This window comes from Wolbachia endosymbiont of Tuta absoluta (assembly GCF_059414725.1).
This window is the reverse complement of record NZ_JBNRJY010000320.1, coordinates 1-2,133: the sequence shown is the minus strand read 5'-3', so window position 1 is coordinate 2,133 and position 2,133 is coordinate 1. Positions and strand designations below refer to the sequence as shown.

Genomic DNA, 2,133 nt, shown 5'->3' with positions numbered 1-2,133 from the left:
GATCGATCATTTACTCATTTTTTATTAACATTACTTACTCAAAGATGATGACAACATAGTAAGGTAACCTGAGTTGGCTTTGTTGCATAGCGAGTAGAGATGGGAGAAAAAAGGGAGAAAATCTAAAGAAAGTGGTTACTTTATTAAGAAATGAACATTGTGTAGAGTATATGCCAAAGAAGATGAAGGTCAGTAATCATTAAAGAGTATAATCAATTTTTAGAAAAAAGAGGAAATGTCTTTCATTTTATCGATGAAGCTATAGAAAACTGGTACGAAAGTTCAGAAAAAATTCCTGGAGATTTATAGCGATAAGGTTGTTATTGCAGTACGTATAGTCGTTAATCTATTTGGAATAGGCTTAAGGCAAGCAGTTGGATTTATAAAAGGATATTTACAAAGTATAGTGAAGAATCTCCAAGTATTCACAAGCTTCTCGTCAAACTTAATTTGAAACTATGTGACCACAGAACAGATAAAAATGACATAGAGAATATTGAAATTGCTATAGATAGTACTGTAATGCATATTTATAGTAACAGTACTCAACATAACAAAGATAACGCCAAGATAAGGAAGTATAATGGTACAGATCAAATAAGAAAGCTATATGTTGCTTTGGACGTAAACAGCAAAAAGGCAATAGCAGTTCGATATACTAATTTTCTTTCACATGATAGCATCTAAAATACTAAAGGAAATGGGTGATATCTATAAGATTAAGTCTCTGCGTGCAGATGGAACTTATGATACAGATAATTTATATAAGTTGTGCAATCAATACAATTTGAAACCCATCATAAAGCCAAGAAAAAATGCAAAAATCTGCAGCAATATAGATTATCTATCAGAAAGAAACAACAACATTAGTATAAGGAAAACTTACCCACTGGAAAAAGAAGACAAGGTATGAAATACGTTCACGTATCGAGAGTTTTTTCCTGAGGCTCAAAAAAACATTTGGATTTAGTTTTAAGAATAAATCTGAGGTAAATCGCTCTCAAGAGGTGCTTTTAAAATGCTATTTTATTAATAACTTTACTGATATAGGTATGCCTATTTTCAAATTTGCCTCGTAAATTCCTTTCATTACTCCTCCTTATTCCTTGCCATTCAACAAAACCTGGGAAGGGCTATACTTGGCAGTGGCTACACTTCTTACGGCAGAGCGATAAATGATTGCTGGTTAACCAAATGCTAGGAGAGGGTATGGGTAGTTTGATTTTTTATGTTGTTCTGAAAAGAAGATGTACTATATTTAGTATAAAATTCATAGTTACATGTTAATATTATACTAGTTTTTTAATTAAGGAGAATATTATGAAAAGTAATACAAAAAGTGCTGCTGCGTATAATACTAGAGAAGAAGCGTATGAACAATATTACCATTGCATACGCGCATGTCCTAAAAGTCATCAGGATAATAACGAACTACGTAGTGCATGCATTAGTAAATGTAGGGAAAGTGATTGGAGCTTTGAACAGGATGTAAAATTTAGTGATCAATTAAATTCTATTACGTCTCAGCTCCAGGAAGGGCTGAACGATTTATCTGAGTTGTCATCAGATCTAAATCTAATGAAACTATAAAAAAGAAGATACTTAGTATCTTCTTTGCTATGCAAGCTACTCTTATAGTTGAGTGTCACTAATTAGAGAAGTTTAAGCAGCGCATAACCTTGCTTATATTTTGCATAATATACATTTACGTATATTATAATAGGTATATAGATATTTTTTATTAAAAAGGAAGGGGAGGTGCCTTCGTGTGTTGACATCCTCCCCGCCCTAAAGGGCAAGGATTCCTACCACGTTCAGACCGAAGTCTGAATCATCTCGGTGGGTTCCTGCTTCATCGGGAGGCTAAATGCACTATCCCCTCCACAGGCACAACACGGCATGCCCTGCCGCTAAATCTATTATGCTTTTGTGCATATTCGGTGTCAACACCCGCTTCCGCCTTATATCCCCGCCCTGAAGGATGGGGTTTTACGGTGTTTTTTTGATAAGAAAAAGTCTTTTTCGGTGGTTACACCTATATTCTTTATTTCAGCTTTAAAACTGTTAAAATATAGCCCTTCCCATAATAGTCCAAAAAAATCATAAGAAGTAAGAATCGACAGCATGACGAAA

Annotated in this window: 1 protein-coding gene and 1 pseudogene; both read left to right on the top strand. The window is 34.2% G+C overall.

Annotation, left to right across the window (positions count from 1 at the left end; all coding sequences use genetic code 11):
* Nucleotides 1-170: 170 nt before the first annotated feature.
* Nucleotides 171-1,079 (top strand): annotated as a pseudogene (locus ACJ5GX_RS03485) (IS5 family transposase).
* A gap of 241 nt (nucleotides 1,080-1,320) precedes the next feature.
* The gene (locus ACJ5GX_RS03480; RefSeq protein WP_019236515.1) at nucleotides 1,321-1,590 is read left to right on the top strand and encodes a hypothetical protein; all 270 of its coding nucleotides are present in this window, start codon (nucleotides 1,321-1,323) and stop codon (nucleotides 1,588-1,590) included.
* Nucleotides 1,591-2,133: the final 543 nt, after the last annotated feature.